Annotated in this window: 26 protein-coding genes; 18 read left to right on the top strand and 8 right to left on the bottom strand. The window is 35.3% G+C overall.

What is annotated here, in order from left to right; translation table 11 throughout:
- The first annotated feature begins 111 nt into the window (after nucleotides 1-111).
- The 6 genes from ABD745_RS04725 (at nucleotide 112) to ABD745_RS04700 (ending at nucleotide 6,880) form a co-directional block, all read left to right on the top strand.
- Nucleotides 112-1,323 carry a TolC family protein gene (locus ABD745_RS04725; protein ID WP_486303570.1) on the top strand — a complete coding sequence of 404 codons (1,212 nt, stop codon included), beginning with the start codon at nucleotides 112-114 and terminating at the stop codon, nucleotides 1,321-1,323.
- A gap of 6 nt (nucleotides 1,324-1,329) precedes the next feature.
- The gene (locus tag ABD745_RS04720) at nucleotides 1,330-2,376 is read left to right on the top strand and encodes an efflux RND transporter periplasmic adaptor subunit (RefSeq protein WP_344825996.1); all 1,047 of its coding nucleotides are present in this window, start codon (nucleotides 1,330-1,332) and stop codon (nucleotides 2,374-2,376) included.
- 2 nt (nucleotides 2,377-2,378) lie between these two features.
- Nucleotides 2,379-5,429, top strand: a complete 3,051-nt coding sequence (locus ABD745_RS04715) for an efflux RND transporter permease subunit (RefSeq protein WP_344825993.1) — start codon at nucleotides 2,379-2,381, stop codon at nucleotides 5,427-5,429.
- A 146-nt stretch (nucleotides 5,430-5,575) separates the two neighbouring features.
- Complete coding sequence (locus ABD745_RS04710; RefSeq protein ID WP_344825989.1) at nucleotides 5,576-6,154, top strand: Crp/Fnr family transcriptional regulator; 579 nt, start codon at nucleotides 5,576-5,578, stop codon at nucleotides 6,152-6,154.
- A gap of 75 nt (nucleotides 6,155-6,229) precedes the next feature.
- Nucleotides 6,230-6,574 carry a hypothetical protein gene (locus tag ABD745_RS04705; RefSeq protein ID WP_344825986.1) on the top strand — a complete coding sequence of 115 codons (345 nt, stop codon included), beginning with the start codon at nucleotides 6,230-6,232 and terminating at the stop codon, nucleotides 6,572-6,574.
- 75 nt (nucleotides 6,575-6,649) lie between these two features.
- Nucleotides 6,650-6,880 (top strand): hypothetical protein, encoded by a 231-nt coding sequence (locus tag ABD745_RS04700; RefSeq protein ID WP_344825983.1) that lies wholly within the window; start codon nucleotides 6,650-6,652, stop codon nucleotides 6,878-6,880.
- 233 nt (nucleotides 6,881-7,113) lie between these two features.
- Here the strand turns inward: ABD745_RS04700 and ABD745_RS04695 are convergent, their stop codons facing one another.
- Complete coding sequence (locus ABD745_RS04695; RefSeq protein ID WP_344825980.1) at nucleotides 7,114-7,509, bottom strand: winged helix-turn-helix transcriptional regulator; 396 nt, start codon at nucleotides 7,507-7,509, stop codon at nucleotides 7,114-7,116.
- A 124-nt stretch (nucleotides 7,510-7,633) separates the two neighbouring features.
- Between ABD745_RS04695 and ABD745_RS04690 the strand changes: the two genes are divergently transcribed.
- The 5 genes from ABD745_RS04690 to ABD745_RS04670 all read left to right on the top strand — a co-directional run bounded on the left by ABD745_RS04690 (nucleotide 7,634) and on the right by ABD745_RS04670 (nucleotide 12,199).
- Entirely contained in the window at nucleotides 7,634-8,071 is a 438-nt protein-coding gene (locus tag ABD745_RS04690) for a nuclear transport factor 2 family protein (protein WP_047400455.1), read from the top strand.
- Nucleotides 8,072-8,222: 151 nt separating this feature from the next.
- Complete coding sequence (locus tag ABD745_RS04685) at nucleotides 8,223-9,101, top strand: helix-turn-helix domain-containing protein (RefSeq protein ID WP_344825975.1); 879 nt, start codon at nucleotides 8,223-8,225, stop codon at nucleotides 9,099-9,101.
- 85 nt (nucleotides 9,102-9,186) lie between these two features.
- Nucleotides 9,187-9,795 carry a DapH/DapD/GlmU-related protein gene (locus ABD745_RS04680; protein WP_344825973.1) on the top strand — a complete coding sequence of 203 codons (609 nt, stop codon included), beginning with the start codon at nucleotides 9,187-9,189 and terminating at the stop codon, nucleotides 9,793-9,795.
- 80 nt (nucleotides 9,796-9,875) lie between these two features.
- Nucleotides 9,876-10,943: an alpha/beta hydrolase gene (locus ABD745_RS04675; RefSeq protein WP_344825970.1), complete on the top strand. Its 1,068-nt coding sequence runs from the start codon at nucleotides 9,876-9,878 to the stop codon at nucleotides 10,941-10,943.
- A 185-nt stretch (nucleotides 10,944-11,128) separates the two neighbouring features.
- On the top strand, nucleotides 11,129-12,199 hold the full coding sequence (locus ABD745_RS04670; protein ID WP_344825967.1) for a serine hydrolase domain-containing protein: 1,071 nt from the start codon (nucleotides 11,129-11,131) through the stop codon (nucleotides 12,197-12,199).
- 149 nt (nucleotides 12,200-12,348) lie between these two features.
- On the opposite strand, the gene ABD745_RS04665 is transcribed toward ABD745_RS04670, so the two are convergent.
- A complete protein-coding gene (locus ABD745_RS04665; RefSeq protein ID WP_344825964.1) occupies nucleotides 12,349-13,071 on the bottom strand; it encodes a helix-turn-helix domain-containing protein in 723 nt (240 codons plus the stop codon).
- Between the two features lie 13 nt (nucleotides 13,072-13,084).
- On the opposite strand from ABD745_RS04665, the gene ABD745_RS04660 reads away from it, so the two are divergent.
- The gene (locus ABD745_RS04660) at nucleotides 13,085-13,489 is read left to right on the top strand and encodes a putative quinol monooxygenase (RefSeq protein ID WP_344825961.1); all 405 of its coding nucleotides are present in this window, start codon (nucleotides 13,085-13,087) and stop codon (nucleotides 13,487-13,489) included.
- A 195-nt stretch (nucleotides 13,490-13,684) separates the two neighbouring features.
- Here ABD745_RS04660 and mnmE read toward each other — a convergent pair whose 3' ends face one another.
- Nucleotides 13,685-15,070, bottom strand: coding sequence for a tRNA uridine-5-carboxymethylaminomethyl(34) synthesis GTPase MnmE (gene mnmE, locus ABD745_RS04655; RefSeq protein WP_344825958.1), 1,386 nt, complete (start codon nucleotides 15,068-15,070; stop codon nucleotides 13,685-13,687).
- A 330-nt stretch (nucleotides 15,071-15,400) separates the two neighbouring features.
- On the opposite strand from mnmE, the gene ABD745_RS04650 reads away from it, so the two are divergent.
- From ABD745_RS04650 to ABD745_RS04640, 3 genes are all read left to right on the top strand, one after another.
- Complete coding sequence (locus tag ABD745_RS04650) at nucleotides 15,401-15,937, top strand: nucleotide exchange factor GrpE (RefSeq protein WP_344825955.1); 537 nt, start codon at nucleotides 15,401-15,403, stop codon at nucleotides 15,935-15,937.
- 78 nt (nucleotides 15,938-16,015) lie between these two features.
- Nucleotides 16,016-17,134 (top strand): molecular chaperone DnaJ, encoded by a 1,119-nt coding sequence (gene dnaJ / locus ABD745_RS04645; protein ID WP_344825952.1) that lies wholly within the window; start codon nucleotides 16,016-16,018, stop codon nucleotides 17,132-17,134.
- A gap of 106 nt (nucleotides 17,135-17,240) precedes the next feature.
- Nucleotides 17,241-17,591 carry a prevent-host-death protein gene (locus tag ABD745_RS04640; protein ID WP_344825949.1) on the top strand — a complete coding sequence of 117 codons (351 nt, stop codon included), beginning with the start codon at nucleotides 17,241-17,243 and terminating at the stop codon, nucleotides 17,589-17,591.
- A gap of 219 nt (nucleotides 17,592-17,810) precedes the next feature.
- On the opposite strand, the gene ABD745_RS04635 is transcribed toward ABD745_RS04640, so the two are convergent.
- Nucleotides 17,811-18,710 (bottom strand): DUF808 domain-containing protein, encoded by a 900-nt coding sequence (locus tag ABD745_RS04635; RefSeq protein ID WP_344825947.1) that lies wholly within the window; start codon nucleotides 18,708-18,710, stop codon nucleotides 17,811-17,813.
- Between the two features lie 186 nt (nucleotides 18,711-18,896).
- Between ABD745_RS04635 and ABD745_RS04630 the strand changes: the two genes are divergently transcribed.
- Nucleotides 18,897-19,769, top strand: coding sequence for an alpha/beta fold hydrolase (locus ABD745_RS04630; protein WP_344825945.1), 873 nt, complete (start codon nucleotides 18,897-18,899; stop codon nucleotides 19,767-19,769).
- 261 nt (nucleotides 19,770-20,030) lie between these two features.
- On the opposite strand, the gene ABD745_RS04625 is transcribed toward ABD745_RS04630, so the two are convergent.
- The 4 genes from ABD745_RS04625 to ABD745_RS04610 form a co-directional block, all read right to left on the bottom strand.
- Nucleotides 20,031-20,738, bottom strand: a complete 708-nt coding sequence (locus ABD745_RS04625) for a DedA family protein (protein ID WP_344825942.1) — start codon at nucleotides 20,736-20,738, stop codon at nucleotides 20,031-20,033.
- A gap of 84 nt (nucleotides 20,739-20,822) precedes the next feature.
- Nucleotides 20,823-21,935, bottom strand: coding sequence for a peptide chain release factor 2 (gene prfB / locus ABD745_RS04620; RefSeq protein ID WP_344825939.1), 1,113 nt, complete (start codon nucleotides 21,933-21,935; stop codon nucleotides 20,823-20,825).
- A gap of 157 nt (nucleotides 21,936-22,092) precedes the next feature.
- A complete protein-coding gene (locus tag ABD745_RS04615) occupies nucleotides 22,093-23,205 on the bottom strand; it encodes an NAD(P)/FAD-dependent oxidoreductase (protein ID WP_344825936.1) in 1,113 nt (370 codons plus the stop codon).
- A gap of 55 nt (nucleotides 23,206-23,260) precedes the next feature.
- Nucleotides 23,261-24,622, bottom strand: coding sequence for an ATP-binding protein (locus ABD745_RS04610; RefSeq protein ID WP_344825933.1), 1,362 nt, complete (start codon nucleotides 24,620-24,622; stop codon nucleotides 23,261-23,263).
- Nucleotides 24,623-24,739: 117 nt separating this feature from the next.
- Here ABD745_RS04610 and ABD745_RS04605 point away from each other — a divergent pair, with 117 nt between their 5' ends.
- Both ABD745_RS04605 and ABD745_RS04600 read left to right on the top strand, forming a co-directional pair.
- Nucleotides 24,740-25,642, top strand: coding sequence for an ABC transporter ATP-binding protein (locus tag ABD745_RS04605; RefSeq protein ID WP_344825929.1), 903 nt, complete (start codon nucleotides 24,740-24,742; stop codon nucleotides 25,640-25,642).
- 2 nt (nucleotides 25,643-25,644) lie between these two features.
- A complete protein-coding gene (locus ABD745_RS04600; RefSeq protein ID WP_344825926.1) occupies nucleotides 25,645-26,490 on the top strand; it encodes an ABC transporter permease in 846 nt (281 codons plus the stop codon).
- The last annotated feature ends 56 nt before the right edge of the window (nucleotides 26,491-26,546 follow it).

Raw genomic sequence — 26,546 nt, 5'->3', positions numbered from 1 at the left:
GGTATTTTTTCAATTTTTTCAACAGAACGAGTTAAGGCTCAAAGCAGGCTTGACACTTACATCCAACAAGGCATTGAATCAAATCAAAGCATAAAGCAGCAGTCCTTTATTTTGGAAAAAAGTGTCTATGCGCTGGGTGAAGCAAAAAGCCTGTTTTTACCCAATGTGAGTTTTTCCACAACTTATACCAAAGCAGAAGGAGGTCGAACGGTAGACTTTCCCGCCGGCGATCTTTTAAACGGGGTCTACTCTACTTTGAATCAGCTGACAGGAAGCAATGCATTTCCGCAGCTTCAAAACCAGAGTATTCTTCTGAATCCCGATAATTTTTACGATGCAAAATTCCGTATAACACAGCCTATTTTAAATGCTGAACTAGGATATAATAAGAAGATCAAAACAAAACAGATTGACCTTCAGAAAACGGAAATACTTCTTTACAAAAGGGAATTGGTAAAAGAGATAAAGACGGCTTATTATAATTATATTAAAGCTACTAATGCAACCAAAATCTACCAGTCTTATCTGAAACTTGTAAGCGAAGGTGAGAGAGTCAATAAAAAGCTATTCGATAATGGAAAAATTAATCGGACTGCAGTAATCAGAAGTCAAAATGAAGTATCAAAGATTAATGCTTCCATACTTGCATCTCAAAAAACCGAAGAATCAGCTCAGTTTTACTTTAATTTCCTTCTGAATCGCCCCCTGACTGACAGTATAATCGTTGATGAAATCAATACATTACCTGAAGAAGCACAGCTTTTAAGTGACAACATCGGCAATCGGGAGGAGCTGACAAAGCTTAAAATTGCCAGCGATATCAATAATGATCTCACCGGTCTTGCCAAGTCATATCTCATTCCGAAAATCGGTGCCAGTCTCGATTTAGGTTCACAGGCATTTGACTGGAAGTTCAATCAAAAAAGCAGATACTATCTCTTTGGTGTTTCTCTGGAGTGGAATCTTTTCTCTTTTGGTAAGGATACCTACCGTATAAAGCAGTCAATCTCGGAACAGCAATCGATAACTTCCCAAACTGACTACGTTCAGCAGCAACTTCTTAAAGAGCTAAAAGTAAGAAAAGCAAATCTTGAAAGTGCAGTCGCACAATATGAAGCAGCTCAATCACAATTAAAGACGAGCCAAACCTATTATGGTGATATGTCAAAACTTTATAAGGAAGGAATGAGCATATACATTGAGCTTTTAGATGCTCAGAATCAGTGGGTCGATGCACAGCTAAAATCTAACATTACATTATTTGATACGTGGATAGCTTTTACAGCAATTGAGCGCGCAAATGCAAGTTTTAATATTCAATAATATACTATGAAAAAAATTCAATCAACACTCATTATTTTGTCGGTCATTTTATTCTCCTGTAGTGAGAAGCACTCCGAAAAAAATCTACTTGGAGCACCAGACATCATCTCTGTAAAAGTAACATCATTAGATTCTCAGGAAATATCAAATTCTATAACGGCAACCGGACTTGTAAGCACAGAAGATCAGGCTAATTATTCATTTAAAATTGGCGGTGTCATTAGCAGAATATTTGTCAATGAAGGACAGTTTTTCCGTAAAGGACAGCTGCTTGCCACTTTGAATACTACAGAGATTGCAGCGGGGCTGGCTCAGGCAGATCTTAATGTTGCCAAAGCACAGCGTGATTATAACAGGGCCAATAATCTTTATAAGGACAGTGTTTTTTCTTTAGAGCAATTACAGAATACAAGAACATCGTTGGAAGTGGCTCAGAGAGCAAAACAAGCCACAGCATTTAATGAGAGATATGCTAAAATCTATGCTGTTTCGGATGGATTCGTTTCAAAAAAGATAGCAAATGAAGGTGAAATAGTTAGCGGTGGAATGCCGGTCTTTCTAACCAACTCAACACAAAAAAATAACAGTTATTTATTGAAAGTAGGTGTTACAGATCGCGAATGGGCTGCAATTAAAATGGGCAACTCTGCAAAAGTTGCACTGGACGGCTTTCCCGATCAAACATTTGATGCTACTGTTTTCAGAAAACTGCAGGCAGCTGACAGGGAAATAGGATCTTTTCAAATAGAATTAAAATTGAAACTTGATCAGGTTATCCCTGCTGTAGGAATGTTTGGAAAAGCCGAGATCAAAACCGACCAGACCGAAAAATCATTTGTAATCCCTTACAATTCTTTGGTAGAAGCAGATGGAAAACAAGGATTTATATTTTCCCCGACCGGAAAAAACAGAGTCAAAAAAATCCCTGTTAATATCTTAAAGTTCGACAATAATAAGGTGTACCTAAAAGAAAAACCTGTTGGAATCGACAACATCGTTATTTCCAATAGCGCATACCTTAATGAACAGTCCATCATTAAAATCATCAAGTAATTATGAAGATCACAAATTTTGCCGTTAAAAATTATCAGTTTACTTTGATCATTTTTTTACTTGTTGCGGTAGTAGGTGTCCTTACACTTTTAACAATGCCCCGATCAGAAGACCCTACCACTCATCCGCCTCAATATCTGGTAACAGTAATATATCCCGGCACCAGTCCGAAGGATATGGAAGAACAGGTGGTAAAACCTATTGAAAACAGGATATATGGTCTTGAGAATATTGATAAAATCCTAACAACTGTTGAGGACGGCGTTGCTGCAATACAGATCAAGTTTAAATATGGGGTTGATGTAGACAATAAATATCAGGAAATCTCAACAGAGATCAATGCGCTGAAAAACAGCGAACTTCCCAAAGAGATCTATCAGATCAAGACTGAAAAAATATCATCATCGGATGTAAAAATTATTCAGATAGCATTAATTTCAAACACTGCATCTTCCAAAACTTTGCGGGATAATGCAGACATTCTGAAAAGCAAACTTGAAAAGATCACCAATCTTAGGGAAGTTAAATATACAGGGATGCCCGAACAGGAAATCCGTATTGATATGCAATTAGACAAACTGGCACAGCTTCACATTCCTTTGAATTTAGTAATGGGAAGCTTGCAGAGTGAGGCAGCAGACATACCCGGCGGAAGTATCAATCTCGACAGCAAAGTTTTCAATGTGAAAACCAGTGGAAAGTTCAAGGATGTAGGAGATGTAGCCAATACGGTTATTTATAATGCAAACGGCAAGATCATTTACCTTAAAGATGTCGCTGATGTAAGCTACAAAGATGGCATCGTCAATCACATTACCCGTATTAACGGACAAAGATGCATCCTAGTGACTGCAGCAATGAAGGATAATGTGGATATCAGCCAGGTTAAAAAAGAATACATACCCGTCTTGGAAGAATTCAACAGCAATCTGCCTGAGAATATTAAAATGATCAAAAGCTTTGATCAGGCGGATATGGTTTCCAAGAGATTAGGACATCTTGGATTTGATTTTGGATTAGCTATATTTCTTGTTATTATAACACTATTACCGTTAGGCACAAGAGCCTCGGTTATTGTGATGATCTCCATTCCTCTTTCATTGGCATTAGGTCTTATAGTAATGAATATGTTAGGATATTCGCTGAACCAATTAAGTATTGTCGGACTTGTTGTAGCATTGGGATTATTGGTCGATGACAGTATCGTAGTTGTTGAGAATATTGAAAGATGGCTGAGAGAAGGACATACTAAAAAAGATGCAGTACTCAAAGGAACCAGACAGATCGGTGTTGCTGTGGTAGGTTGTACAGCGACTCTAGTAATTGCATTCTTACCTTTGGCATTTCTTCCTGATATAGCAGGAGAGTTTATCCGCAGTTTACCTATGGCGATAATGACGAGTGTATTAGCATCGATGATCGTAGCCCTTACTCTAGTACCATTTGTAGGAAGTAAAATCCTGAAAACGCACAGCCACGGTGAAGGTAATTTCTTCCTTCAAAAGTTGCAAAAATTCCTTACATTTTCTTATAAAGGTATTATGCCATTAGCTTTAAAATGGCCGAAAATAACGATAGGTATTTCACTTGGATTGAGTGCGCTTGCATTTTTTCTATTTTCACTGGCTGGATTCAAGCTTTTCCCAACCTCTGAAAAACCGATGTTTTTAGTCAATATCAAAATGCCTCTGCAGGCAGACATACCGGAAAGTGACAGAGTGACCCGCTTGATAGAAAATGAATTGAAAACCCACAAGGATATTATCTATTATACTTCCAATGTCGGCAAAGGAAATCCGCAGATCTATTATAATGTACACCAACAGGACATTAAGCCTGATTTTGCTCAGGTTTTTGTACAGATGGATGAAGAAACAGATCCGAATGAGAAAACGGAACTGATCAGGAAACTGAGAAATAAATTCAGCAACTTCCCATATGCTAAAATTGAAGTCAAGGACTTCGAGCAGGGAACACCTATCGAGGCAAATATAGTGGTAAGAGTGTTTGGTGATAATCAGGATACTTTAAGATCATTATCCTTTCAGGTTGAAAACATATTGCGTAAACATCCCGGGACATTCTTTATCAATAACGAACTCAATACCTACAAATCTGATATAAAAATAAAAATTGACAAAGAGAAAGCTCGTTCACTGGGTGTTTTAACCAGCGACATAGACAAAGTGATCAGGATGGCTGTGGCAGGGTTAAATGTTGGTGATTACATTGATGACAGAGGAGATTCCAGAAATGTTGTTCTTACACTCCCGAGAGAAAAATTTTCAAACCTTAACGTTTTAAAGAACCTTTATGTAAACAATATACAAGGATCTCCCATTCAAGTCGATCAGATTGCAACCATTGGATTTGAAACCTCTCCTACCGCCATTAATCATTTTAACAAATCCAGATTTGCCAAGGTGACCTCTTTAACGCAAGATCATGTTTTGGCAAACGATATTTTGAAAGATATTGTTCCACAGCTCGATCAATTAAAAATGCCGAAAGGTTACTATTACAAATTATCAGGAGAGGCTGAGTCTGAGGGAGATGCATTGGGAGGAAACTTCCTTGCAGTAATTATTTTAAGTACATTCCTTTTTGTTGGGGTTTTGCTACTCCAGTTTAAGACATTCAAGGGAATCATCATTGTTTTATCAATCATTCCGCTAGGTGTTCTGGGAGGTGTTATTTTCCTTCTTATCACCGGAAATCCAATGTCTCTGGTTTCTATCATAGGATTTATCGGATTATCCGGAATACAGGTGAAGAATTCACTTTTATTGGTAGATTTTACCAATCAGCTCCGTCTGGAAGGAAAAAGCATTGATGAAGCAATTCATATTGCTGGTGAAACACGTTTCCTTCCGGTCGTTCTGACTTCCATTACTGCAATTTGTGGACTTATTCCTATTGCAATGAATCCCAATCCACAAATAGCACCACTAGCAATAGTATTGATTGGAGGACTGATAAGTTCTACTATTCTTTCAAGAATCGTAACACCGGTAATGTATAAGCTGATACCTCCCAATTTGGAACAGGAATAAGAATAATTATTAAAATACGTGATAATATAACAGGGCAGGATTTATATCCTGCTTTTTTTGTAAATTCTTTCAGAAATATAACAGAAAAAACTAAGATTCAATGTAATTTTAATGATATTTTGTCATCGCATAAACGTAAAAATAAAATGCAGGAAAAAGAATTTTTGAAAACAATTTTCTCGGAAAATGATTTTAGAGATGAGGAGCTTTCAACGATACTTCCAAAATTCAAGAAGGTAAAATTTTCAAAAAATGAATACTTACTTCAAGAAGGAAAAACCGAAAATCATTATTGGTTTTTAGAAAGCGGTTTTGCCAGATCGTTTGTTAATGATATCAACGGCAACGATATTACGACAAACTTTTACAGTTCGGAAGACATTGTGATTGATTATTCTTCATTTTTTCTTCGTACGCCGACCAGAGAAAATATCCAGGCATTAACTAACTGCGTTTGTTGGCAGATTGATTTCGAAAATTTTCAACAGCTTTTTCATGGTATAGAAACGTTCCGGGAACATGGCCGGACGATATTGGTAAGTTCATATTTTGTGCTGAAAAATAACAGGGTATCGATTATTGCAGACCAGGCCAAAGAAAGATACATACAGCTTTTGAAAGACAAACCACAGATTGTTCAAAATGTAGCATTGCAGTATATTGCAACTTTTTTAGGAATTACCAAGTCATCTTTAAGCCGAATAAGAAAGGAAATTTCTTTGTAGTCTTTTTTGCCATAGGATAACTTTTCGAAATGCAGAGTCCGATACTTTTGTTCCATAATTAAGAACTGAGAGGAAATGGGAAACTTAAAAGAGTTTGTATTGCTATTCAGATTACCGCAAGACTATCAAATTGAGGGTGAGCAATCTGCTATGATGGCACAACAGTGGAAAAAATTCATTGCATTAATTGCATCACAGGTAAAACTAAATAGTATTTCACAATTAAATTTCGATGGCGTGATCATCAAAAATGACTTTTCAATCGAGCATAAGAATTTTCGCGAAGAGGGTCTTTTCGTAAATGGTACTTTAACAATGAAATCTGAAACCATTGAAGATGTCATTTTAGTAGCTAAAAAATGCCCAGTACTATTGGCAGGCGGTACAGTCGAAATAAGGCAAACTATTCTAATAAGCTAACTGATATAGTTCAAAGCTATCAACACCATCTGCTTCGAAGATAAAAAATAAAAGAATGTTGCAGGCGTAATATTGGTGGATAGTCAATGTCCTGATGATAAAAAATATCTATCACCGGAACTGTTCAAAATGGTCAATCAGGGGTTGTCAGGTGGTTTTTTGAAGTTTGCCAATACTTTTGGGCTTGCCAGATTAATGTTTAAAGGTATGTTTCCCACTGAAAAACGATATAAATATCAAAATTCCATCATGCCCGCTTTGCTTTACAAAAGATGCGGTGTTGGAAGAACAGGAAATGATGGGTAAAGTATCAAACTATAAATAGTTTTACCGTTAAAGGATATTTCTGTAATCTGTATTAAAAACCAATAATGAAAATCCCCGGTAATCATTGATTTTACGGAAGTTGATTCAATTGGGAAAATCCTGAAACTCACAATACACTATTGTGATAATTTCAAAACTACAAATGCATAATAAAGAAAAGAAACTTCTACAAAAAATTAGAATCTTATGAATATTTTAATTATTTTAAGATCCTATTTCCCTGATTTATCGGATGTCATTTCAGCTTTAATCTTCTCCCGGTGCTGCATTCCCCATTTGGTCATAGCTCCTACAACTTCTTCTAATGTATGGCTGTAGGGAAGCAATTCATATTCAATGGTCACAGGGTAGCCATTTTCTACTTTTTTAATAATAAAACCATTCATCTCCAGTTCTTTTAATTCACTTGAAAGAACACGAGCAGAAATTCCGGTGACCTGTCTCTGGATCTCAGTGAATCTTTTATTTCCTCTCGCCATTGCGATGATAATCATTAATTTCCACTTTCCACCGATCGCGTATAAAGCATCGGACATAGCCATTAAAACTTTATGACACTCTTCCGTAAATGCCTTATTATCTACTTGATTTTCTTTTGATTCTGCCATAACTTTGGTTTTGATTAGCCCATAACCTTTAGGTAACGACTAATAAATTGTAAGCAAATATAATATAATTTTGTCCACAATAATTACAGAAAGTAATTTTCAATATTTATTAAATAACAAAATTATGACATTAGAAATTTTAAAGACAAAGGAAGACCTCAGAAACCTGATCGACAATTACGCTTACCTAAGTGACGAGTGGAAAATCTCCGAGGTTATGGATTTATTCACGTCCGATGTTACCTATAAGGTCCATATGAATGGTGCTTTGGTAGCTGACGTTTCGGGAAGGGAAAATATGGAAAGGGATTTCAATAGTCACGCTTCACAGGTGAAAACATATTTCACCCTGAACGGACAGCATACTGTTAAAATTGATGGGGATACTGCTACCGGTATTTCCTTCGCTCAGATCAAAATGATCAGAGAGGTTGAAGGAAAAGATGTTTTGACCGATTACAGTGTAAAATATGATGATTACTATGTGAAACAAAATGAAAATTGGTTAATCAAAGACCGGGTAGCCTATTTCCTGATCATTGAATCAAGGTCTCTTTCTTGATCTTCTATTCGCATTTAAACCGTAAGGCCTTGCAACATATTTTGTTGCAGGGCTTTGCGCTGGTATATAATTATAAAGATTTAAGAATTGTCCATATCGGAAGTGGTTATTATTTAAAATCAGATATATTTGAATTTCTTAACTTTGTAAAATGAAAGAAAAGGTAACGAGAGTAATTTCAGAGTTTAATAATGAACTGAAGCTTCAGGGTTTTAAGGCATTTCAAATAGAACAGGACGGCGCCGAGACCCGGACTTACAGCAGAAAAGAATTCTATAAGATCTGCCTTACAACAGGTGAAAGCAAGATTCATTATTCGGACAAAACCTATGAGCAGGAAGGAACGATTCTCTTTTTTGGCAACCCGCATATCCCATATTCCTGGGAGACGATCTCTACAACCTATGTAGGTTACACTATTCTTTTCTCGGAAGAATTCTTTAAAAATTCCGAACGTTCTGAGAGTTTGCAGCAATCTTCTTTTTTTAAGATCGGAGGCACTCCTGTTCTAAAAATCACAGAAGAACAAAGAGGCTTTCTCAACACCATATTTCAGAAGATGATCGCTGAGCAGGAAAGTGATTATGTGTTTAAAGATGAACTGATCCGAAATTACATCAGCCTTATCATTCACGAATCTTTAAAGATGGAGCCTTCTGAAAATTACGAACACAACAAAAATGCATCTTCCAGATTAACATCCGTTTTCATGGAATTACTCGAAAGGCAATTTCCGATTGAGACCACTGCAAATCCACTCAAATTAAAAACAGCGCAACATTATGCCCAACACCTTAATGTACACATTAATTACCTGAACCGTGCGATAAAAGAGGTAACAGGAAAATCCACAACATCGCATATTACCGAGCGGATCGTCACTGAAGCAAAAGCACTTTTGCAGCATACCGACTGGAGCATTTCAGAGATCGCCTATGCACTCGGATTCGAATATCCAACTTATTTTAATAATTTCTTTAAAAAACAAACAGGAACCAATCCTACATCTTTTCGACTGACTGAAGTTTGATTTTCTTAATCTTTGGTTTGATAATCTTTAACGACATAGTTCTAAGTCACGATACCTTTGTATCTGGTTATCAAATTCAATTAAAATGTCAGATTCACGAAATAATATACTTTCTAATCAACTCGGAAAAAACATTTTTGAGAGATTGAGATCGGGTGAGATCGTTCATACGACCGATCCTGAATATTTCAAGATCAATGAGGTCGTTACCCGGACTTTAAAGCTGTCTCAACAGTTGAATTCTTCTGATAATACAGAGGACGTGCGGTTGATTTTAGGCAATATTATCGGAACGGAAATTGATAGTAGCACAACGGTTTTTCCCCCTTTTTATACCAACTTCGGAAAGTTTTTAAGCATCGGGAAAAATGTTTTCATCAACCACGCCTGTTCTTTTCTGGATATGGGCGGAATTACCATTGAAGATGAAGTCCTCATCGGGCCAAAAGTCAATCTTATCACGGAAAATCACCCTGTAAGTCCAAACGAAAGAAGAGCATTAATCACAAAGCCAATCATTATCAAAAGAAAAGCCTGGATTGGTGCTGGTGCTACTATTTTACCGGGAGTGACCATCAGAGAAAATGCAATAGTTGCTGCAGGAGCTGTGGTCTCTAAAGATGTACCAAATAATACCATTGTGGGTGGTATTCCTGCAAAGATCATTAAAAAAATAGAGAATGAGCCCGTTTGAACTGAGTAATAAACAGTGTTGCTATTCTGCATTTTGACAGCAGTAACTCTATTATGTAACAATAAAAATTTAGAAAAAAAATGAAGAAAATATCATTGATCATTGCCGCATCTTTACTAACCTTAGGTCAGCTGACGGCACAGAAAAAACAAAATTCATTACTTAAAAATTCAACTAAAATGAATACAACAGAACAAGCAGAACATTATACATTCAAACTCAGCGATAAAGTGACCCGTCAGAAGGTCAGTTTTAAAAACCGTTACGGGATCGTTTTAAGTGGTGATCTGTATCTTCCGAAAAATTCAGTAAATGAAAAATTACCTGCATTGGCAATCAGTGGACCTTTTGGAGCTGTGAAAGAGCAATCCTCCGGACTTTACGCCAATCAAATGGCGGAGAGAGGCTTTGCAGCCATTGCATTTGACCCTTCTTACACCGGAGAAAGCAGTGGAGAGCCGCGTAATATCGCTTCTTCTGATATTAATACAGAAGATTTTAGTGCAGCAGTAGATTTCTTAGGACTTCAGAAAAATGTAGACAGAAACAAAATCGGAATCATCGGAATCTGTGGATTTGGTGGTTTTGCGTTGAATGCAACAGCAATTGACAAACGTGTAAAAGCGGTTGCTACCACAAGTATGTACGATATTCCTCGTGTTGCATCCAAAGGATATTATGATAAAATAACTTTGGATGAACGTACAAAAATTCTTGAGCAAATGAGTCTGCAGCGTTGGACAGATGCAGAAAAAAGAAATCCTGAATATGGAAACTGCCCAAATCCTGATACACTGAATGGTAATGAACCACAATTTGTAAAAGATTATTTTGATTATTACAAAACACCAAGAGGTTTTCACGAACGTTCCATCAATTCTAATGCGGGATGGACAAAGACAAACGGCTTTTCTTTAATGAACATTCCGATTTTGGCTTACATCAAAGAAATCTCACCAAGACCAATGCTTTTAATCGCAGGTGAAAATGCACACTCAAGATATTTCAGTGAAGATATCTACAAAATAGCTGCAGAACCTAAAGAACTGATGATCATCCCAAATGCTGTTCACGTAGATCTCTATGATAAAGTAGATGTGATCCCTTTTGATAAATTGGAGAGATTTTTCAAAGCCAACCTGAAATAATAGTGATCACAACTTAATTATTGAAAAATCAGGGAACAGAGATGTTCCCTTTTTTATTGATTTAAATTAAAAAATAAGATGCTGAAAAAGTTATCATTTAAAAGATTAAATTAATTTAAAATTTTACTACTTTGTATTACATAGTATTAATAAATAAATATATCTTTGCATAAAATCACACCACTATGCAAAGATTATTTTTATTATTCTTTATTGTTTTGTTTTCGGTTGTTTCGAATGCTCAAGATCTGAATCGAAAAATCGACAGCCTGATCCAGTCTGAATTGAAAGAAACCAATGGACCGGGCGGCGTTTTCCTTATCGCGAAAAAAGGAAAACCTATTTATGAAAAAGCTTTCGGAATGGCCAATCTTGAATTGGACTCCAAACTGAATACGAACAGTGTATTTCAGATCGGTTCCATGACCAAACAGTTTACAGCCATTGCTATTCTGATGCTTGAGGAGCAAGGAAAATTAAAAGTAAGTGATCCTGTTTCCAACTATATTCCTTCCTATCCCAACGGAGATAAGATCACCATTCATCATCTTTTGACCCATACTTCCGGCATTAAGGATTTTACGAAAATGAAAGCCTTACAAGACATTGCTCAAAAGGAAATGACACCTGAACAAATGGTTGATTTCTTTAAGAATGAGCCTGCGGATTTTGCTCCGGGAGAAAAATTTGAATATAATAATTCAGGATATGTCGTTTTGGGATATATTATTGAGTTGGTATCAGGGGGAACGTATGAAGATTTTATCAAGAAGAATATATTTGATAAGGCTGGAATGACTAATTCTTATTATGCCAGTGACAGAAAGATCATCAAGAACAGGGCATTTGGTTACCACAAAAAAAGTTCTGGCTACGTTAATAAAACAGCCATTAATTTCAGCGTTCCATTTTCTTCAGGTTCATTGATGTCTACTTTGGACGATATGCTTAAATGGCAGAATGCTTTAAATCAAAACTTATTATTAACCCAAAAAAATGCAATGAAAGCTTTTACAAAGTACAAGCTTAGCAGTGGTCAGGAAATAGAATATGGTTACGGGTGGCATTTGAAAAATATCAACGGAATCCCGACCCGTGAACATGGAGGAAGCATTTTCGGATTTAAATCAATGGCAGTTTATATTCCAAGTGAGGACATTTATATAGTAGGATTCAGTAATTGCGACTGTAACTCTCCTACTCAGCTCGTGAAAGATATTGCCAAACTAACTGTTGAAGATCTTCACAACAGATAGATCTATGTTAAACAATCCAATTTTTTAGAAGTGGTCTCAGCTTGACATTTAAAACATTTATTTTATGAAAAATTTTAAACAAAATTTTTACTACCTGTCTTCTGGCAACAAAAGTCTTGTAATGATTTTGGCTTCATTTATAACTTTAATTATGCATTGATACGGTATTGCAACGGGGTAAGTCCTGTCTTCTGCTTAAATAACCGGGTAAAATGCTGCTGATATTTAAAACCTAATTCATCAGCAATATCACTTACAGATTTTTTGTGGTCAAACAATATTGTTTTTGCCTCATCAATTAATTTTGACTGAATGTAATCTAAAGCTGTATTTCCTGTTTCCTTTTTTATCAGGTCTCCGAAATAATTAGCAGAGAGAAATAGTTGTTCAGCACAATAAGTAACTGTAGGAAGTCCTAAATTTTTCGATTTACCAGAAGTAAAGTAATCCTTCAGAAGATTTTCAAAACGAATCAGGATATTTTTATTAACATGAGTTCTGGTGATAAACTGCCTGTCATAATACCGCATGCAATAATTCAATAAAAGCTCGATATTAGAAACAATAAGTATTTTGCTGTGTTTGTCTATATTTTGGTCAATTTCAGTCATTATTTTTTCAAAACAATCGTTGATGGTTTGCCTCTCTTTTTTAGATAAATGCAATGCTTCGTTGACTTCATACGAGAAAAAAGAATAATCCTTAATTTGTCTGGCGAGACTCGTTCCGGCAAGCAGATCAGGATGAAAAACCAGCGCTTTGCCCCACGGTTTGATAATATCGTTCCTGCCATCAATTCCGTAAATCTGACCGAGTGAAATGAAAACCAGTGTACCGTCTTCATAGTCATAAGTCTGGCATCCGTAGCGCATATCGCCGCATTTGATGTATTTCAGAAAAACACAGGCCAATGTTTTAAGAAACACTATTGGTCAGCCTGCTGCACCAATTATTGAACCTGATATGCTGGTAAGAATTTCTGAAATCGAAATTGTTCCGGAATATCTGGAAGAATACAAAACCATTCTTCAAAAAGAATCTTCAGAATCCGTAAAATTGGAACCCGGAGTCATTGTAATTTATCTTATATTTCAAAAAGAAGATCCTTTACAGATTAGGATATTAGAAGTATATGCTGATCAAAAAGCTTATAAATCACATTTGCAGACCTCTCATTTTCAGCATTATAAAACAGCCACTTTAAAAATGATAAAATCATTAAAATTAGTAGATATGACCGCCTTAGACCCAAACACAATGCCTCTTATTTTCGATAAGATTGAAAAGTAATTTTAATACGAAAACACCAATTGATTCAACTGATTTCAAAACATTTAAGATTGAAAATCCGGATACTTACACACCCTCTGTTGGCAGAAAATATTTATACCAAAGTAGAGGTTAAGCTTCCATAATTATTAACAGAATTTACTTTTTCTCCTGTTTTTTTTCAAAGTAATCAAAAGAAAGTAAAGAAAAATACATTTACTTTCCGATACAGAATTTAGAAAAAATATTTCCCAATACTTCATCATTCGTTACTTCGCCTGATATTTCACCAAGATGTTCCAGAGCATTTCTCAATTCATAAGCTAACAACTCCGTGGAAATTTGAAAACTAATAGCCTCCTTTACCTTATTTACAGCATCCAAAGACTTTCCTAAAGCTTCAAAATGACGCTGATTGGTGATTACAACATTATTTTCTGCAGATTTTAATTGCTCGACATAAGAAGACAATTCATTCTTAAGATCCTGAATATTCTGATTTTCGACGGCTGAAATTTTAATAAAATCAAACTCCTGAGATATTGAATTTCTGAAAATATCTTCCACTTTTTCATATTGGGTGGGTACAACCTCATCAATTTTTGTAGCACAGATAATTAACTTCAAATCATCTCTTTGCAAAGATATAATCATCTCAATATCTTCTGAAAAATCTTCTGTTGCAGCATCAGCCAAATACACCAGAATATTGGCATTTTCAACCTTTTCTTTGGCTTTTTTCACCCCAATTGCCTCGATTTCATCAACCGTTTCACGCAACCCTGCCGTGTCGATCAAACGGAAAGCGTGACCTTTAATATGCAAAATTTCTTCAATCGTATCTCTTGTCGTTCCTGCAATATTGCTGACAATCGCTCTTTCCTCCTTTAACAAAGCATTCAACAAAGTCGATTTTCCGGCGTTCGGTTTTCCGATGATGGCAACCGCAGTTCCATTTTTGATAGCATTTCCGTATTGAAAGCTTTCAATCAAGGAATTTAATTTTACTTCAATTTTATTTAATAATCCAACCAAAGCCGATCTGTCTGCAAATTCTACATCTTCTTCTGCAAAGTCTAATTCTAATTCAATTAATGAAACAAAATTTAATAAGTCAGTTCTTAAAAACGAAATCTCATTGGTAATTCCACCTTTCAGCTGATTTATAGCCACTTTTCTCGAAGCTTCATTTTCAGACGCAATTACATCTGCAATTGCCTCAGCCTGAGAAAGATCGATCCTACCATTAATAAAAGCCCGAAGTGTAAATTCTCCGGCTTTTGCCATTCTTGCCCCATTTTTAATTAAAGTTTCAAGAATACGTTTTCCAATGTGCGGAGAACCGTGAAAAGCAATTTCCACAGAATTTTCCGTCGTAAAACTTTTAGGTGCCAAAAATATCGAAAGCATTACCTCATCAATCGCCTCTTCTCCATCCACAAAATATCCGTAATGAATCGTATGAGACTTCTGTTTCTCCAGTTTTTTTGCAGGAAAAGATTTTTGAACGACAGATAAAGCTTCGTTACCCGAAACTCTGATAATTCCTAAAGCACCTACTCCATTGGCAGTAGCCAGCGCACAAATGGTATCGTTATTCATGGCGCAAATTTACGGTTTTTAATCACAAAGAACCATATGGTTTATCTATTGTAATTATTTTTTGCCTCTTCATATTATTTAACATCTAATGATTAATCCCTACACTTAAATCTCTAAAGATTTGCAGCATTTTTTATTTTTCAGAAGCTATTTCCCGCTATCCGCTCATACTCCTCGTAAGCCAGCCTGTCCTGAGCCTGCCGAAGGGCTTGCTGTGGGGTAACCGCTACTATCGGGGCTAAAAACTACAATTCACTTTTCTGCCGAAATGTCACGGTTTTTTTCTTTGGCAGAATCTTTGTCAATAAAAAGGAAAATAAAGATTGAAATATGGAAAATCAGGATATCAACGAAGAAAGCATCAATAATCAACAAGATACGAATATTCAGAACGAAGCAATAATTGAAGAAAATGTGACAGCCCAACCTACTGCTGAGGAACTTTTGGCAGAAGAGAAAGACCGTTACATCAGATTGTACGCTGAGTTCGAAAACTATAAAAAAAGAACTTCAAAAGAAAAAATGGAATTCTTCCAGTATGCTAATCAGGATATGATGGTTTCTATGCTTGGTGTTTTGGACGATTTCGAAAGAGCGATTAAAGAGATTGCTAAAAACGGAAATCCTGCCGACCTTCAAGGTGTTGAATTAATTTACAACAAATTCAAAAATAAACTGACTGAAAAAGGCTTGAAACCAATGGAAGTAAGAGCCGGAGACGGTTTTAATGTAGATTTCCACGAAGCTATCACCCAAATTCCTGCTCCATCAGAAGATCTGAAAGGAAAAATTGTAGATGTAATAGAAACAGGATATACTTTAGGTGATAAAGTGATTCGTTTTGCAAAAGTAGTTACCGGTAATTAATATTAATAAATGATAAATGCTGTGAGCAATAGCTTTAGGCAATAAGCTTCATTTATCAATAATCAATTATAAAAAGACATGTCAAAAAGAGATTATTACGAGGTTCTTGAGATCAGCAAATCTGCCTCAGCCGACGAAATAAAGAAAGCATACCGTAAAATGGCTATCAAATTTCACCCGGATAAAAACCCGGGTGATAAAGAAGCTGAGGAAAGTTTTAAAGAAGCTGCAGAGGCATATGAAGTATTAAGTGACGAACAGAAACGTGCAAGATACGATCAGTTCGGTCACGCAGGAGTTGGCGGAAACGGCGGCTTTGGCGGCGGTGGTTTCGGCGGCGGAATGAACATGGAAGATATTTTCAGCCAGTTTGGAGATATTTTCGGCGGTGGCGGTTTCGGAGGATTTGGTGGCGGCGGTGGTCGTCAGCAGGTGAAAGGTTCTAATTTAAGAATCAGAATCAAGCTGAACCTTGAAGAAATGGTCAATGGTACTCAAAAAACCATCAAAGTAAAAAAAATGAAGATGGCGGAAGGTGCCACTTCAAAAACTTGCCCTACTTGCGGCGGTTCAGGTGTTCAAATGAAAGTGATGAACACGATGTTCGGTCAAATGCAGACTCAGACAACTTGTGGAACTTGTCAGGGAATCGGGAAAGTTGCAGATAAAATTCCGGCTGGAGCGAATGCTCAAGGTTTGGTAAAAGATGAAGAAGAAATCACCATTAATATTCCTGCAGGTGCAAGAGACGGAATCCAGCTCAATGTAAGAGGAAAAGGTAACGATGCTCCTTTTGGCGGAATTCCGGGCGATCTATTGGTAATTGTAGAGGAAGAAGTAGACAAAGTAATTAAAAGAGAAGGTGATAATCTTCACCAGGAATTATATATTTCATACGCAGAAGCTGCTTTAGGAACGAAAAAAGAAGTTCCGACAGTTGGTGGAAAAGTAAAAATCACTGTTGACGCGGGAACTCAATCCGGCAAAATCTTAAGATTGGCAGGAAAAGGTCTTCCAAGTATCGACAGTTATGGAAAAGGTGACATGTTTATCCACATCAACGTTTGGACACCACAAAAGCTTACGAAAGAACAAAAAGATTTCTTCGAAAAGCAGATGTCCAGCGGAGAAATGGTTGCAGAACCTTCCGGAAAGGAAAAGACCTTCTTCGATAAAGTGAAAGATTTATTCAACTAAAATATCGTAAAAGAGGCTTTTTTTAAAGTCTCTTTTTTTAACTTAAGAAGAAACCCTATTTTTTAAAATTTGAATATCTTTATTGCACCTATTGTAAAAATTTCACATGAACTATAAGCTTCAACTCCATACACCAGAATCTACCGCTAATCTTATTTTTAATACAATTTATTTTGATGCCTTCAAAGTTAATATTGTAGAAAGATATTATGGCCTTATGCCAAAATCATGCGAAGTTGTATTTAAAGTAAGAACTTTAGACGACCAGATTGTACAAAGAAAAGACGGTAATGTTAAAATCAAAGTTAAAGACGGTGATCTTGACATCTATAAGAGATTATTAAAAACTTTGCAGTCTTACGAATATAAAAATCATCTCATCAACAGGAATGATGCAGAGCAGGATTTTGTTCATTTTATTTTAAGGCTGGTGATTATGAATTATCAATTAAATTAAAAATCTCTGTCTTCGTAAGTAATAATTACGAGAATTCGTTCCAGGAAAAAATTCATGATCTTTTTTAAATCGGTTATGCACAAGAAAATCCGAAATATTTATTTGACGATTTAGCCAGTGAATGAAAAAGATTAATTTTTTTAAACTTTACATTTAAAATCAAAAAAGCTCAGTTTCAATTCCTGAAACCGAGCTTTTTAATTATTATTTATTAATCTTCTATTTACGTTTAGCTAAAGAAACAGCACCCTTACCTATTGTGAAAAGAGCAACCACAATCAATCCTCCTGCAAGTCCAAGAATAATTTCCTTTACAATAACAAGAATTTCATTTGAAGACCAAGATGGCAAAAAATGGTGAAGATATTCTACTCTATGTGCAAAAATCCCTCCGGCTACCATGATCAAAGCAATCGTCCCAATTACTCCCAAAGCTTTAATAACGATTGGCAAAGCCTTCACCAATAAATGTCCGAGCTTTCCGAAGAACCCTTTATCATTACTTTTTTTGATTAATTTAAATCCCGCATCATCCATTCTTACAATAAGCGCAACGATTCCGTAAACGCCCACAGTGGCAATAAATGCAACCAGGCTCGTCACTAAAATCTGCGTAATGAAAGGATGGCTTTCTTCTAATACCGTTCCCAAAGCAATGATTACAATCTCAATCGATAAAATAAAATCTGTGGTAATTGCCGATTTTACCTTTGCTTTTTCTATTTCTTCAGCACTTTTTTCGTCTTCTATAATTTCTTCTACCACTTCATGACCTTCTTTATCACGGTGAAAAAGAAACTCTATAATTTTTTCAACCCCTTCAAAAGCCAGATACAATCCTCCCAGAATCAATACATAATTAATTGCCGGAGCATACAGCCAGTTAAGCAAAAATACGACAGGCAGAATGATTAATTTGTTGATGAAAGATCCTTTTGTGATCGCCCACAACACAGGAATTTCCCTTGAAGAAAGGAAACCGGTTGCTTTTTCAGCATTTACAGCTAAGTCGTCTCCAAGAATTCCTGCCGTTTTTTGAGTTGCTATTTTACTCGTAACCGCCACATCATCCATTAAAGCCGCAATATCATCCAAAATCGCAAAAAAACCAGATGCCATAAGATTTTAATATTTTTTTAATAATTGTTAATGAGCAAAAATAATTATTTAATTCGACTTATTGTATGATTATAAAAGGTTTTACAAGAAATTAAAGTTGCTTCAATAAATCAGAATTGCAGTTGTCATGCCGAAAATCATATTCCAAAATATAGTTTTAAACCTAATTTTCTGTACATTTATTCTATGAAAAAGCTGATTCTTAAGTACCATTTCTTTATTTTAGGGTTAATTGGCTTGGTTCTAAACTCATGTAATACCCGAAAATTTAAAGTTTGGGTAGGAACGGACAATGAACAGAAAATCTACAATCTAAAATACGGCGAACACAAGAGACAAAAAATGGATGTTTTTCTTCCGTCTGATTATCCTGAAAACTCTCCGGTTGTATTGATTGTTCACGGCGGAGCATGGACTTTAGGAAAAAAAGAACATATGATCCAGATTCAGAAAATGCTTTTTAAGAATAATATTCCGAGCATTAATATGAATTACCGGCTGGTTTCAAAATCAAAAAAAATCACGTACAGAGAGCAATTGGAAGACATTAATTCTGTCATTACAAAATTCAATGAACTGGCTGGAAAAGCCGAACTTCAACCTAATAATTATATTCTTTTGGGAGAAAGTGCAGGTGGACATCTTGCTTTATTGTACGGTTATCAGCATCCTGAGCATATCAAAAAAATTATTTCTCTGAGCGGTCCTACAGATTTTTATTCTCCTGAATATTTAAATTCATTTTATTCAAAATATTCTTCATCAACGATTCAAAAAGTTGTTGGAGCAAAATTTCATCGTCAGAATTTGTCTGAGGAATTTAAAAAAGCAAGCCCGATTGCTAATGTTTCTAATGTTCCGACTTTGCTATTTCAGGGAAATCAGGACTTTTTGGTTAATCCAAAACAAGGTTTAGCCTTAGATTCTGCTTTAAATGCCCAAAACATTCCCCATAAATTCATTTTTATGAAAAATACAGGTCATGCACCCAGATTTTTCAACAAAAAGAAAAGAGACAGCATTATCTATCCGAATATTCTGGAATGGATTAAGAATTAATTAGAAGTTAGATTTTAGAGGTTAGTTCTTCACGATTCTGTCATTCTGACGAAGGAAGAATCTTATATTTTGATGCTCATAATTGAGATACTTCGACTGCTTCGCGCTCAGCATGACATTTCCAATACTAAGTGCTTTTATTAGCAATTAATTTGTAGCGATGTTATGCTGAGCTTTTCGAAGCATCTCTGTTTAGAATAACAATACAAAAAAATAACCTGCTTCAAAAAGCAGGTTATAAGTATAATTTATTGAATTGTTCTATTTATTTTCTTCGTCAAAATCATGATTTTCATACTTGGAAAAGTCTTCTTTTTTCCCAAATAAAAACTTGATAATTACCGGCACTGTCGTTATTAAAACAATAACAATGATAATCAATTCCAGTTTCTTTTTAAGATCAATACCGAACTGATCCATAAATAATTTGTCAAGGTAGTGTCCCGCAAAAATTAATAAGAATGACCATAAAACGGCTCCGATAATATTATCTCTTAAGAATTCTTTTTTATCCATCCTTACAATTCCTGCAACGATCGGTGTAAAAGTTCTTACAACAGGTAAAAATCTCGCCATAATAATTGCCAAAGCCCCATTTTTTTCAAAGAAATCATGAGCCTGATAAAGATACTTTTTCTTGAAAAGCATAGAATCTTTCCTTTTATATAAAGCAGGACCTGTTTTACGTCCGAAATAATACCCGACTTCATTACCAATAATTGCAGCAATTGCAACACAAGAAGCCAATATAGTAGTATCTAAGAAATCGCTTCCTGTAGATCCGAAAGTTTCTGAAATAATTTTTACGGCATAAATTCCTGATACGAAAAGAAGTGAATCTCCCGGAAGAAAAAAGCCTACAAATAAACCTGTTTCGGCAAAAATAATGAATAAAATCAACCAGAATCCACCATTATCGATATAAAATTCTGGGTTTAATAAATCTTTCCAGCTATTGAAATCTTCCATACATTTTGATAAGTAACAAAAATAGGATTAATAAACGTCAATCCGAAATTTATTATACGATTTTAACGAAATTTTAAAGTTGACTTATAACTCCATATCATCATCAGAAACTGCTGTTCCATCCGCCATCAGAAAAGCTTTAAGGAATGGTGTAAGATTTCCGTTCATCACGGCATCCACATCAGAAGTTTCGTGTCCTGAGCGTACATCTTTTACCAATTTATAAGGGTGCATTACGTAATTTCTTATCTGGCTTCCCCACTCGATTTTCATTTTGTTGGCTTCAATTTCGTTACGTGCTTTCAGACGCTCTTCCAATTCCATTTCATATAATCGGGAACGAAGCAACTGCATCGCTTTTTCTTTATTCTGAAGCTGTGAACGCGATTCTGAGTTTTCAATGATAATTCCTGTCGGTGCGTGACGAAGACGAACAGCGGTTTCTACCTTGTTTACGTTCTGACCTCCCGCCCCGGAAGACCTCATCGTTTCAAATGAAATATCGGCAGGATTAATATTAATTTCAATTGTATCATCCACCAACGGATAAACATAGACTGAAACGAAACTTGTATGTCGTTTTGCATTAGAATCAAAAGGTGAAATTCTTACCAATCTGTGAACCCCGTTTTCCCCTCTCAGATATCCGAAAGCAAATTCTCCGTCGATTTCCAATGTAACGGTTTTCACACCTGCAACTTCACCTTCCTGAAAGTTCAGTTCACGGATTTTATAGCCTTGTTTTTCAGACCACATCGTGTACATTCTCATCAGCATTGCAGCCCAGTCACAACTTTCTGTACCTCCTGCTCCTGCAGTGATTTGAAGAACAGCAGAAAGCTCGTCACCTTCATTGGAAAGCATGTTTTTAAACTCAAGATCTTCGATTTTTTCGACTAATTGAGGGAAACTTGTATCGAGTTCTTTTTCAGAATCCGGATCTTCTTTGGCAAATTCCATTAAAACCTGTAAATCTTCAAACTGAGTGTTGATTTCCTCATAAGCTTCCACCCATTTTTTCTTGGAACGAAGCACTTTCAGAAATGCTTCAGCCTCTTTTGGATTATCCCAAAATTCAGGAGCGGCTGTTTTTTCATCATCATTGGATATTTCTATCTTCTTTTTATCAATCTGAAGATATTTATGAAGGTCCTCAATTCTGGACTGAATGTCTTTTATATGGTCGTTGTTGATCACGAATGTTTATTTTTTGCAAAAATACGGATATTTGTTTTGATAGCAATAAAACCGATTTTCACTGATTGTGGATTTCGTTCAAAAAAAAATTAAATCAAAGAAAAAATAATGTTCTAATTCTTTTGGTTTAGCAAAAAACCACTTTAATTAAAAATCATTAAAATATAATCATTTCCGCAACAATTTCACCGATTTTCGGAGCCAGCGCAACGCCCATTCCCGAAAGTCGAACTGCACAGAATTGTCTTTCTGAAAGCTGTTTTACAATCGGAATTTTTTCGGAACCCATTGCCATGATTCCCGACCAACGAAGAAAAATTTCAACATTTTGATTGGGTAAAATTACTTCTTTTAAAAAAATTTCCAGATGATTCTGCAAAAATTCCGTTGTTTCAAAAGCTGTCGTTTCTTCTGTTTTAAAATCCTGATTTCTTCCTCCACCTAATAAAATTCTGTTTCCAAGATTTCGGAAATAGTAAAAACCTTCGTCATAATGAAAAGTTCCTTTTAATTTTAAATCTTCAATCGGTTCGGTTAAGATGATTTGTCCGCGAGCCGGAATAATTTCTTCTCCTTTTAAAAATTTTGAAGCAAAAGCATTGGTGCAATGAACAATTTTATCTGATTTAATTGAAGGATTTTCTGACAGCTGAACTTCAATTTCGTTTGAATTTTCAACAATATTTTTCACTTCTGTTCCGAAGAGAAATTCAACTTTTAATTCATGGCATTTTTCTAATAACTTTTGCATTAATTTCCCGGAATGCAAACTTCCTTCACATGGATTTTCAACTAAATATTCAGATTTTCCAAGTCCGAATTCTTTGATTTTATTTTGATTTAAAAAATATGTTTTTTCAATTCCGGTGATTGATTTCAGTTTTTCATTAACCTCATCAATTCTTTGTAAAGGTTTATCATTATTGAGAATCTCAAAACCTCCGTTTAATTCAAAATCGATTTCCGAATTTTTAAAATATGCTTGAATTTTCTGTAATCCGTCAAACCTCATCTTCACCAATTCCACCGTTTTTTCCCAGCCCATTTTTTCAGTATCGGCAACAATTTCCGTCAGGCTTCCGAAACATCCAAAACCGGCATTTCTGGTCGAAGCTCCCAACGGAATCGAATTTCTTTCAATAATCAAAACTGATTTTTCAGGATGCTTCTCTTTAATCGAAATTGCCGTCCAAAGCCCTGTAAAACCGGCTCCGACAATGATAATATCACGTTTTCTGAAAAATGTTTCAAGCTCCCAAACGCTGACCATAAATAATAAGTAATTGGTAATGAATAATAATTGATGAGTTTTGAGTTATACCTTTTTATCCCTGGTTTTTTCCATTTTCTTCTTCATTATGGTGAAACCCAATTTCTCTTCTGGGTTCTTCAACAACTTTATAAGAATCCAATTCAGTTTTTAAACTTTGAATTCTGTATTGAAACTGATCAAAATTGTTAATAATAGCATCACCCAAAAATCTTGCAACCTGATCCAAATATTCTTCAGTCAGTTTTCCTTTAGCATCTCTTAAAGCTCCATTTAAAAGGGTTTGATCAATTTTAAGATTTTCATTTTTTGTTCTTTGATACAGATTTTTGATTCTCTTTTTCAGACTTTGGGTAAAATCGATCAGCATCGTGTTGCTGAAAACCTTCATTTGTGAGGAAACTTCATGCCAGAAAGGAATTTTATCAGCTTTATTGTTCTTTAAAATTTTAAATAGAAGAGAATCTTTTTCAAGGTTTCTGGTCATTGAATACAATATAATTTCTGATCTTTCTGCAAAATTCGGAGGAAAAACAGGAACCATCACATCGAATCTTCCGGGAGCCAGAATTTCTTCATCAATTTCTGCGACAGAATTAGCTGAACCGACCATTAGCAAATCTTCCTGTTCGAATTTTGAAATATAATGAAGAATAATTTCCTGAGTTTCAAGATTGCATGAAGCAACATTGTTTTCCGCTTTTCTCTCCATCATGATTTCATCAAAATCTTCCAAAAACATCAGAACTTTGTTCTCCTTCATTATTGATACCAGAAAATCATTGAAATTAGTCTGATTTCCGTCCACAAAAGATGTTCCGAGAGAGTGTTTTTTAACTTCTTTAAACTTATACCCTATAATTTCCGCAATTTTATTTGCCCAGAAAATTTTCCCGCTTCCCGGCGGTCCGTACAAAATAATTCCCGCAGGTTTATTAATTCCCCAATCTTTAATCTGCTGTGGGTTTAAAAACGGTTCCAACACACTTGAAATATAGAAAAATAAGTCTCTGTAACCAATGAAATCTCTCTTTTGAAGGCTTGTTTTATGTCCAAAATAATCGTAGACAAACTGATAATTACCCCCTAGCTTATTATCAATCCCATAACTTGAAATGGAAGATTTAAATAATCCGTTATCAAAAATATTCGGGGTTGTTTCTTTAATGGTTTTTTCTATCTTTTCTTTAGGCTGATTGATCGTTTCAGCGATTTGTTCGAGCGTTTTTGTTTTATCTAAATCTTTTTCATAAACCTTTAAAAAATCAATATTTTCGCGGATAAATTTTTCAAAATCTTTTTTTACATCGAAATTCAGACTCACACATTCAACCAGTTCAAGGTCGAAATCCTGAATGAATTGTTTTATAGCTTCGGCAGAAACATTAAGTTCTTTTGCCAGATCAATTAACTTCATAATTACCGATTAATTCTATCAAATTTAATATTTTTAAACATTAAAATTTGTTGATTTATAATATTATTTGTAACATTTTTTAAGTTATATAGACTACTACTATGTAAAACAAATTACATGGAAAAAGTTTTGTCAGTAAAGAATTTGACTAAAAAATTCAAGAGAACCGTAGTAGATAATATCTCCTTTGATGTAGAAAGAGGTAATGTTTACGGACTTTTGGGACCCAACGGAAGTGGAAAATCCACTACTTTCGGAATGTTGCTTTCAACAATTAATCCTACAAGTGGTGAATGGTATTGGTTTGGAAAAAAAGGCACCGATCCCGATACATTGAAAAAAATCGGGGCAATTATCGAACAGCCGAATTTTTACCCTTATTTAAATGCAGAAACGAATCTGAAAATCGTTGCAGAAATTAAAGGAACTCCTTATTCGAGAATCGATGAAGTGTTGAAAACCGTTAATCTTCTGGAAAGAAAAAAGGATCCGTTCCGAACCTATTCTCTGGGAATGAAGCAACGTCTTGCGATCGCTTCTGCCATGCTGAACAATCCTGAAGTTTTAATTCTTGATGAACCGACAAACGGTCTTGATCCGGAAGGTATTATCCAGATCCGTGAAATCATTAATAATATTGCAAAACAAGGTATTACGATCATTATTGCAAGCCACCTGCTGGATGAGATTGAGAAAATATGCAGCCACGTAATTGTTTTGAAAGAAGGAAGCTCACTGTACTGTGGAAGAGTGGACGAAATAACTGCAAATAATGGTTATTTTGAACTAAAATCAGACAACAACAATCTGCTTCTAAAAGCTTTGGAGGAACTTCAATGGTTTACTGCGATAAAACAAGATGGTGACATTCTGAAAGCTCAGATTCGTGATGACGCTTCGATTTCGGCTTCAGCTCTGAATCAGAAACTGGCTGAAAAAGGGATTTTCTTATCTCATTTAATGAAGAAAAAACTGTCTTTAGAATCTCAATTCCTTGAACTTGTAAAAAACACGAAATAATCATGATAAAATTATTAAAACTAGAATATTACAAAAACCTGAATTATACACCATTCAAGGTTTTCACAATACTTTATTTTGCGATTCTTATTGCATTGCTTTTCATTGGATTAATTGATTTTGATCTTTTCGGAGGAAAGATCAATCTTAAAGAAGAAGGTATTTACAATTTCCCGGAAATCTGGAATTTCACAACATGGATTGTTGCTTTACTGAAAATTTTCTTAGGATTAATCATCGTTTTCTCGATTTCGCAGGAATTCAGCAACCGAATGTTTAAGCAAAATACGATTGACGGATTAAGCCGAAAAGAATTCATCACTTCAAAACTGTTGACGATAAGCATTTTCACTATTGTTTCTACAGTAATTGTATTTGGAATCACGATGTTTCTGGGATATCAATATTCTAAAGTGACTGATTCTGCAAAGGTTTTTGAAGAGGTTTTCTTCATCGGAAATTACTTTGTAAAACTATTTACATTCTTCTGTTTCCTGATGTTCCTTTCTATTTTGTTGAGAAAATCGGTTTTTGTTTTTCTTGCTTTGTTTGTGTTATGGCTCGGAGAATGGATTATCGGTCTAGTTGAAACTTTGTCTAAAGTAAGCGGAATGCAAGGTCCTCAAAGAAATGAAATTCTTCAGAATGATTTTTTCATCTCGCACCTTTTACCTTTAGAAAGTATGTCGAGCCTTATTCCCAACCCGATGATGAGATTGAATATGGCAAAAATGATGGGTTTAAAATATGAATTTCATTACCCTACGGAAAGCATGATTGCCTGTCTGGTTTGGTGTGCGATTTTTATCCTCGGATCATATTGGATCTTGAGAAAAAGAGACTGGTAATTATTTCTCAATTAAAATTAAACATTACAAACACTAAAATATTCAGATTATTTTTT

Source organism: Chryseobacterium ginsenosidimutans, assembly GCF_039536845.1.
Classification (GTDB): domain Bacteria; phylum Bacteroidota; class Bacteroidia; order Flavobacteriales; family Weeksellaceae; genus Chryseobacterium; species Chryseobacterium ginsenosidimutans_B.
The sequence above is the reverse complement of the archived record's forward strand: the minus strand, read 5'-3'. Positions and strand labels throughout refer to the sequence as shown.